Origin of the sequence: Aeromicrobium sp., assembly GCF_050700635.1 — a bacterium.
In the GTDB taxonomy this organism is placed as follows: domain Bacteria; phylum Actinomycetota; class Actinomycetes; order Propionibacteriales; family Nocardioidaceae; genus Aeromicrobium.
On record NZ_JBOHDT010000068.1, the window covers coordinates 22,752 to 29,211 of the forward strand.

Consider the following 6,460-nt stretch of genomic DNA (forward strand, 5'->3'; position numbering starts at 1 on the left):
CTTCGCGGCCGCAGGAGCGACCCCGACGAGCGGTGACGACCAGGCCAGCGCTGGCGGCCAGGGTGAGGCGACGTGTTGCGGCGCTCATCACGCACCGCGCCGTCACGCGGGCGCTGCGGTGGGCAGCGCGCCGATCTGGGACATGATCGTGAACAGGTCGCAGTACTGGGTGATCTCCACGATCTTGCCGTCGCGGACCCGGAACAGGTCCCACTCGGCGAACTTCACGTGCCGGCCGCTGGCGGGGACACCTGCGAAGTCGGCCTCGTGGGTGGCGGTGTAGCTGACCCAGGAGCTGATCAGGTCGTCCTCTTGCACCAGGTACCGGACATCGGCAGTCAGGTCGGGGAACGGCGCCAGGAAGCTCCCGATGGCGCCCTTGAGCTCGGCGAGGTTGGACCCGGCGCCTGCGTGGCCGACGAGCTCGGGCGAGCAGACCTCGTCCAGGTCCTCCGGTCGGCCGCTGCCGACGATCTCGTAGAAGCGCCGGACGACGCCCTTCTCGATGGTTTCCATGACTCCTCCTCTGGAGTTCAGATGTGGTGAGTCGAGGATGCTCCTCCGAGTGGTGGGTCAGCATGGGCCAAGTTACCCATTTGCGCTGCGGTTTGCCGGCGGCCCCGCGCGCTCCTCACCGCTGCGCCGGGGTGTGCGCGGCGGGCAGGTTGAGCAACGCATAGGCGGCTGCCTCGGTGCGGCTGCGAACCCCGAGCTTGGTCAAGATGTTGCTCACGTGGTGGCCCGCGGTCCGGGTGCTGATGAACAGCCGCTCGGCGATCTCGGTGTTTGAGAGGCCTTCGCACACGAGCCCGAGCACCTCGGTCTCGCGGCGGCTGAGCAGGCTGCCATCACGCGGGCCGGTCCGACCCTTGACGCCGAGTCCGCGCAGGAACGCGGCCGCCCGGTCAGCCTCAGTGGTGGCGCCCATCTTGTCGTAGGCCTGCAGCGCACTGCGCGCCTCGGTGATGGCCAGACCGTGGTCGTTTTCGACAAGGGATCGGGCGAGGTCCATCCGGGCGCGGCACGCTGCCAGTGGCCCACCGGCCTGGGCAAACCCCAGAGCCGCGGAGCGGAGCAGCCCGGTTGCCTCGCGACCGCCTCGAACGAGCGCGACCTTGCCGGCCGCGTGGTCGCGGTGCGCGCGGTGAAGCGCCGTGTCCGTCGCGGCGGCGAGGGCCGCGATGCTGCTTGCGGCGTCCTGTGCGAGCTCGGCATCGCCCGCCTCCAGGGCAGCATCCACTAGCTGCGCGCGCGCCGGCAGTGTGAGAACAGGCGTCTCCGCCAGGGCGTCGAGGACGCCCACCAGCCGGTCCACGGCGCGTGCCGGTCGGCCCAGGGCCAGGTCGAGGGCCGCGGCGGACGGCGCGCAGTCAAGGTCGTTCTCGAAGCCGGTGATCAGCGCCTCTGCCTCCTCCAGGCGGCCCTGGAGGACGCGCAGCGCAACCAGGTCAGCCACCGGGTGCAGGCAGCGCGGCCGCAGCCCCGTCCTGGCCATCTGCGCCACGGCGCCGACAAGCTGTTCCTCGGCCGCGTCCAGCCTGCCCGTGACCAGATACACGCCTCCGCAGCAACCGGTGCAGAACGCGGAGATGAGATCAGTCGCCGACTGCGTCTCGAAGGGCAGCAGCGGCCCGAACGCATACGAGGACCGGAAGCCGACCAGGAACGTCGCCCACGGCTCGACCACGCCCGGATCACCGATGAGTCCGGCGACCTCCATCAGCGTGCACAGCGCCTCGCCCACGTACTGCACGTCATGGCCCTCGCCTGAGGTCGCGGCGGTCATCGCCTCGTGCAGGTCCGACAACCCCTCGCCGATTCCACCAGTGCTGACCGTGCACGCGCCCCGGCGGGTCAGCGCCACGATCTCCAGATCCCGGTCACCACACTCGCGCGCGATCCGCAGCGCCTGGTCGGCCGCGTCGGCGGCGCGTGGGTGCGGGAGCCCGATCTCCGACTCGGCCAGCAACAGCCATCCGCACAGGCTGCCCTGGTCAGGAAGGCTCCCCAGCAGAGACCGCGCCCGAGACAGCCATCCTCTAGCCATCTCGGCACGCCGAAAAAGGCTGCGATACTGACGCGCCAGCCAGATCGCCACCGCCGTCGCCTCGGTGTCGCGGCCGTCGTGACGCAGTCGCGCGAACGCCCGTGCCCGCAACTCGAGAGCGGCCTCCGGATCATTGAGCCACCAAACCGCCAGCGCCAGCCCGTCGAGCGCATCGGCGGACTCCTCCAACGACAACGCCGACTCGAAGCAGTCACGGGCCGCAGCCCACTCGCCCGCTGCCAAGGCGGATGAGCCGGCCACGAACAGCTCGTGAGCGTCCATATCCTCGATGATCGCACCGATCTGCCTCGACGCGGAGCCATGCTCTCGAAGCCCAGCCGTACCGGTGACGTCTGCGAGTGACCGAGTGCGCGGCAGTGCACTCCGCCGACGGCGACCGTTCTCAGCGGCCGCACTTCTCTGGGGGACTCCCGACGATCGAGAACCTTCGGAGCACAGCGCGCCAAGGGAACGTTTCGGTCATGGTGGTTCCCGAACCGCCCGCTCGAACAAGGACGGCGCAGCGCGGAGTCAGGAGCCTGGTTGTTGAGCGCGTTTCCAGTCCGCGGTGGCATCGCTCTTGTGACTGACACCGAACAATCTGGCGCGGAACCACCACTTGACGACTCGCCCAAGAGCAGTTCGCCGGCACCAGCAGTCCGGGTCACAACCACATTCGCGGTTGCGTGCGTTGTGGATGCGCTGAATGACGGTCCTTGCCACGAATCCATCGTCCGCGCCGCCAAGGTCGTCGAGGAGATCGTCGGCGGAGCCCGGACCGTGGCCTTCGCATAATCAGGCCGACGACCGGCTGGGGTCGCCGGTGACGGCCAAGATTGCGCCCGGTTCAGCCGCTTTTAGCACCGCCGAGCGCGGAGCATCGCCAGTCGGCGACGCGAGCTACTGGTACACCTGGCCGGCCACCACCGTGAGCCTGGCGCCCGCCGCGAACCCGTGTGACCTCTGGATCGTCGCAGACGTTCGCGCCGACATTGCGGCACTCGCTCGAACCTCTACGTGCACAGCCGGACGTCCCGATCCACGAACGTCCAGCGCCGTTGATGCCGGACACGAGACAGCCGGCGCCGCCTTGCCCACAACTGCCTACATGCGGTGCCGGGGAACGCCAACGACGGCTTTCGGATTTCTCCGAGAACCGCCTCTGACCTGGGGTTTTACCTTTGCAGCGGGGGCAGAAGCTGAACCTGCGACCTCTGGACAAACTCAGAGGCTTACCTATTGCTACCGAACGTTTCGGGAAACAGCCGAATCGCTTGTATCTACGCGGTGTTCGCTGTCTCGAACACCTCCGACTGTAGCCGATCGACTCCTGTTGGCGCCTACTGAATCTGGAGGGTAAGAGGAGGGTTGCCGAATCTCGTCACGCAGTCTGCGCTCGTCCCGGGAGATCGTCACCGGCGGGTCGAGCAAGCAGTAGGCCGACGGCCATGACGACGGCGAAGCCGAGGTAGCCGTAGGGCATCGCCGTCTTGTCGCCGGATGCCAAGCCGATCGGCAACACGGCGGCGGTTGCCAAGACTTGGATCCAGCTGGCGAGCCAAGCCCAGCGCTCGCCTGCTCGGAGCGGAACCAGTGCGACGACGAGGCCGAGCGCGTTGAGCGCCGTGAGCGACGAGAACACGAGGCGTTCGTCCTCGTCGTGGGCGATAGCGAAAAGGCCGGACGCGTGCAATACGAGGTTGAAGATGGTCATGGCCGCAAGGACCCAGATGCCGATGCGGAAGGTTCTTGTGGTCATGTCTAAACGCTAGGAATCAGCCCCACCCCGCCGCATCGGGCGTCGTACGCCATTCGATTAGGTGCTGCCACGTAGTGGCATCAGCGGGTGGCGCGCAGGTAGGACAAGACCGCAGCGACCCGGCGGTGTTGCTCGTCGGAGTCCGTGATCTCGAGCTTGGTCATCAGGTTCCCGACGTGCGCCTCCACTGTGCGTGCGCTCAGGAAGAGCCGTCCGGCGATACCCGCGTTGGTCAGACCTTCGGCCATTAGCCGGAGCACATCGCGTTCCCTGTCGGAGAGACGCGCGAGGGGCCCCTCCTCCCGGCTGGCGACGAGCGCGGCTACGACCTTGGGGTCTAGCGCCGAGCCGCCGCCAGCGACGCGCAGTGCGGCGTCGAGGAACTCTTCGACCTCGAAGACCCGATCCTTGAGGAGGTAGCCGAACCCTGGATGAGCTACCAAGTCGACCACACTCTTGTCGACATGCTGCGACAGCAGCAGGACACCGAGCCCCGGGTGGGCGGACTTGAGGGTGCGCGCGGCGGTGGCCCCCTCGTCGGTGAACGTGGGTGGCATCCGGATGTCGAGCACGACGAGGTCGGGGTTGGCGGAGTCGACCAGATCCTCTAGGCCTGCGGCGCTGGAGGCTGAGCCGACGACGTCGTGACCCTTGTCGGTGAACAGCCGCACCAGCCCGTCACGCAGCAGCGCTTGGTCCTCGATCACGATCACGCGCATGGCAACCTCGCAGTCAGCCGGGTCCCTGCCCCAGGTGTGGAGTCGATGGTGAGGCTGCCCCCGTGGGCGCGCGCCCGGTCGATAAGGCCGAGGAGTCCGGTGCCGCGGCGTGCGCTGGCTCCCCCTGACCCGTCGTCGGTGACCGTCAGCACCAGTTCCCCCTGGGCTCGGGCGTATGCGAGCGTCACCTGATGGGCGGACGCGTGCTTGATCGCGTTCGTGAGGCCCTCGGATGCGATGAAATATGCCGCCGCCTCAAGCTCGCCAGGGAACCGCTCTGAATCGCCGCGAACGACGGCCGGGATCGGCGACCGGGCTGCCAGCTCGTGCAGCGCCGACCCGAGCCCGTGGTCGAGCGACGCGGGGCGCAGGCCGGAGGCGAGCTCGCGCAGATCGTCGATGGCGTTGCCCAGCTCGGCGACGGCGGCGTCGAGTGTCCGGTCGACCTCGACTGGTGCGCTGCCGTTGAGCGCGTGCTGGGCGTGACGGAGGCCCAGCCCGATGGAGACCAGCCGCTGCTGCGCGCCGTCGTGGAGGTCCCTGGCGAGGCGGCGGCGCTCCTCGTCGGCGACTGCGACGATCCGCGCCCGGGATCTGTCCAGCTCCTCCAATCGCCGTCGCAGCTCCATATGCAGCGCAGCGATCTCCAGCGCGAGGCGGCCGGCGTCGACGACGTCGGCCACCAAATTGGAGTCGATTTCACGGTGGCGGACGAGCGTGACGACGTGGTGCCCGGTGTCGATCGCGGTGATGAGTCGGCCGGGCGTGGGCTCCATCACCCGCGGCCGACCTGTGACGTCATAGGTCGTGCCCTCCGAGCGGAAACGCAGTGCCAAGTCGTCGTCTCCGACGGCGATGCGCAGTGACTCCTCGACGCTGTCGGCGTCCGACTCGCCGCGCCGGAGCCGGTCCACGAAGTCGGTCATCACCCGTCGGGATTCGTACCGCGCCCGTCGGAAGCGCCGGTCCACCCGATCCTGGATCCGGGCGCGAAGCGGCCGGAATGCCACCGCCACGACCAGCGCTGCTGCGGCCGCTGCCACTGGGGAAGCGACGACGGCCCCAACGACCAGCACGACCGAGGCGTACATAGCTCCCAGCACCGCGGTGAGTGTGCCGTAGACCACGGTGCGGCTGATCACCAGATCGATGTCGTAAAGCTGATGCCGAATGATCGCTACGCATACGGCGATCGGCAAGAGCGGCGGCACCACAGCGGCCGCGTATTGAATCGGGGTCCAGAAAGTCCACAACAGTGCCGACGCCGGCATCACGACCGCGAACAGGGCGGCTGCAAGCAGAACCCACTTCAGCTGCTGCCTCTCGACTCCCCGAGAGCGACGGAAGCGCGCCAAGAGAGCCACCACCGAGACGACAAGCGAGGTGCCGATAAGGACCGCACCCAGGATGTACGCCGGCTCGATCCAGGAAGCGTCTGAGGCCAACGGGTTGACCCCCGCGCTGAGGTCCTCACCGAGACGAGGGTTGAGCAGCCACCCAGGGACCGCAATGACGGCCCCTAGGCTCCACGCGCCCACTGCCCACCGCCAGCGGTGGGAGAGGAACCGGCCGTCCGGGAAGATCAGGAACAGCAACGCGATCGCCAGACCGCCGAGCGGCCAGGAGCAGAGGCTCACGATCTCGGCATAGGTGGCGCCGGGCCAGCTGGCAGCATATCCGTGGCGCCCATAGAAGAGGGCTGCGTCGAAGGGCGCTTGTGTCAAGGGCAGAACTGCGAGCAACCATCCGACCGGATGGCGGGGGTAGCGCCAAACGATGATCGCTCCCGCGACGCTCGCGGCCACGGCACCGACCGCGGAGACCACTGGCTGGCCAAGCGGCTCCAGCCCTGCGGCGAGCCAGATCGCCGCAACCTCCAGCGCGAGCGTCGCGGTGACGACCACGCCGACCAGGGCTCGCGCGGTCGAATGGAAC

5 protein-coding genes are annotated in these 6,460 nt (G+C 68.3%); all 5 read right to left on the minus strand.

Translation table 11 applies throughout. The features are described from left to right. Window positions 1-102: 102 nt before the first annotated feature. Complete coding sequence (locus tag ACRDPN_RS05035; protein ID WP_431446275.1) at window positions 103-516, minus strand: ester cyclase; 414 nt, start codon at window positions 514-516, stop codon at window positions 103-105. 115 nt (window positions 517-631) lie between these two features. Further along, window positions 632-2,329, minus strand: a complete 1,698-nt coding sequence (locus ACRDPN_RS05040) for a LuxR C-terminal-related transcriptional regulator (RefSeq protein ID WP_431446276.1) — start codon at window positions 2,327-2,329, stop codon at window positions 632-634. Between the two features lie 1,099 nt (window positions 2,330-3,428). Continuing rightward, a complete protein-coding gene (locus ACRDPN_RS05045; RefSeq protein ID WP_431446277.1) occupies window positions 3,429-3,806 on the minus strand; it encodes a hypothetical protein in 378 nt (125 codons plus the stop codon). An 80-nt stretch (window positions 3,807-3,886) separates the two neighbouring features. Continuing rightward, window positions 3,887-4,525 carry a LuxR C-terminal-related transcriptional regulator gene (locus tag ACRDPN_RS05050; protein ID WP_431446278.1) on the minus strand — a complete coding sequence of 213 codons (639 nt, stop codon included), beginning with the start codon at window positions 4,523-4,525 and terminating at the stop codon, window positions 3,887-3,889. After that, window positions 4,516-6,460: histidine kinase (locus tag ACRDPN_RS05055; RefSeq protein WP_431446279.1), on the minus strand; the 1,945-nt coding region annotated here is incomplete at its 5' end. The genes ACRDPN_RS05055 and ACRDPN_RS05050, both read right to left, overlap by 10 nt.

What these genes read in the sequence shown, in the direction of transcription:
- ACRDPN_RS05050 (WP_431446278.1), bottom strand. Translation starts at nt 4,525, where the DNA reads ATGCGCGTGATCGTGATCGAGGACCAAGCGCTGCTGCGTGACGGGCTG.
- ACRDPN_RS05045 (WP_431446277.1), bottom strand. Translation starts at nt 3,806, where the DNA reads ATGACCACAAGAACCTTCCGCATCGGCATCTGGGTCCTTGCGGCCATG.
- ACRDPN_RS05040 (WP_431446276.1), bottom strand. Translation starts at nt 2,329, where the DNA reads ATGGACGCTCACGAGCTGTTCGTGGCCGGCTCATCCGCCTTGGCAGCG.
- ACRDPN_RS05035 (WP_431446275.1), bottom strand. Translation starts at nt 516, where the DNA reads ATGGAAACCATCGAGAAGGGCGTCGTCCGGCGCTTCTACGAGATCGTC.